The sequence below is a fragment of the Dehalobacter sp. genome, from assembly GCF_030063005.1.
Lineage (GTDB): Bacteria > Bacillota > Desulfitobacteriia > Desulfitobacteriales > Syntrophobotulaceae > Dehalobacter > Dehalobacter restrictus.
The window spans coordinates 1-1,913 of record NZ_JAPDHR010000006.1; the positions used below are offsets into that span (position 1 = coordinate 1).

1 protein-coding gene and 2 riboswitches are annotated in these 1,913 nt (G+C 35.9%); the gene reads left to right on the plus strand.

Annotation, left to right across the window (positions count from 1 at the left end):
- The first annotated feature begins 297 nt into the window (after window positions 1-297).
- Window positions 298-373: riboswitch (cyclic di-GMP riboswitch) on the plus strand.
- 23 nt (window positions 374-396) lie between these two features.
- Window positions 397-472: riboswitch (cyclic di-GMP riboswitch) on the plus strand.
- Window positions 473-538: 66 nt separating this feature from the next.
- Window positions 539-1,913, plus strand: a 1,375-nt coding sequence (locus OKX56_RS01920; RefSeq protein WP_287895432.1) for a hypothetical protein, incomplete at its 3' end; no start/stop codon positions are given.

Genomic DNA, 1,913 nt, shown 5'->3' on the forward strand with positions numbered 1-1,913 from the left:
TTATAGCATACATTACTATATATTACTATACATATAAATGAGAAAAAACAGAAAAAATATGCCCTTGAAGCCTTATGCCCCAAGGGATTCAAGTTTTCTCTATTCAACTATGCTGTAAAACTAACGAGTCTTTAAGTTATTATCTCACAAGAATACAATTTCTTCAAAGCGTTGGACTTTATGCAAACCTGTCGGATTAAATTTTTTGCTATGGCGAATATAGCCATCTAGAATATATTTGACAAGCATCCCACAAAGTGGTAGATTTATATCGAAAAGAGAATATTTATGACTTATTAATGACAATGGCAAACCTATTGAAAGATAGGGACGCAAAGCTAAAGGGCCTGTAAAATGGCAGCCAGCTACCAAAAGTAAGTTTTTTTTATAAAACTTACAATGAAAAGGCAAACCTGTTGAAAAGCAGGGACGCAAAGCTAAAGGGCCTGTAAAATGGCAGCCAGCTACCAAGTCTAAGTTTTTTTTATTTTTCTTTTTGGGTTAAACATTCAATTTTTTTTCAAGGGTGGAATTGATTATGAAATTATTCCAAAAAATAATTACAAGTGTTATTTTATCTTGTTTGATAGTTACCTCCTTATCCCCAATATCTTTGGCGAGTAGTACCTCAAATAACAGTAATGCAAAAATATATACCTATAATGATGGATTTTCGAGTTATGAAGTTGGAAGTGATGGATCCCCCAATTGGGTCAATGACGAAATGTCATGGGGTATCAAAAATCAGTATTTATATAATGATGCAATCAAAAAGAGCTTTTCAAGATTGAATACACCTGAAGTGTACGAAATGACGTTTGAGTCCGAGGTAAATATCGAAAATTCCAAAGTAGACACATACAAAGTAGCGGGAATATCGGTTTATGACGACAGCAAAAACTATTGGCATCTGGTCTTGTCAGAAGCACCGGAAACAAAAGGGAAGAAGCATTTTGTTGAACTTGCGGAAATGTACAATGGAAAATGGAATGCCCAAGGTGCAGGAGATACAAAGCTTTCCATATCTTCATCCTATGATGATAACTTTACTTGGGAATATAAACATACCTATCTGCTGAAAATAAGTTTAACCAGCAATAGTATAACAGGAAGCGTTTACGAACTTGATGGAACCTTAAAATGGAAGAGAAAATATAATTTATCAGTAACAAACAGTGTCTATAAAGGGACACCTGCTTTAACAACAGAAGCCTTCAATACGATATTTGATAATGTGAAAGTAACAAGCAGCAATCGAATTGATGTAAATAAAATATCATCCGATACAAAGAGCATGAAGACCAACAATCTAAATGAAAAATACCCCGCGTTTACTGTAGAAACGAATCCGGATATCACAGGGAAAAAGACCGGTTATTTCCATACCGAAGAGATAAACGGCAAATGGTGGACAATCGCTCCGGATGGAAATGCCTTCTTTGCGATTGGAACAGGGCAAGTAACGTATCAAGGATTTTATTCTCAGGAACTAGGATATTCACCGTATGGACAAAATACAAAAGCACTTTATGGATCGGAAGAAGAATGGGCGGAAACGACAGCAGATCGCTTAAAAGAATGGGGATTTAACCTTCTGGGGATAAATTCAAATGAAAATTTAAGATATCAAGGCCTAGCGCACACTGGATACTTTGGATTCTCCACAAAATTTTGTAACTACGGAGAAGATTATGCAATCTATCCTTCAGACAATAACGGACATACATTTCCAAATGTATTCAGTCCGAAATTCAAATATTACTGTGAAGACTTGGCGAGACAAATAACAGAGGACAATCAGGATGATCCATGGCTTTTTGGCTATTACCTGGATAATGAGCTGGCATGGTGGGGGAAAAATTATAACACAGCCTATGGTCTAACGGATCTAGTGATTGAGAAGGAAAACACAC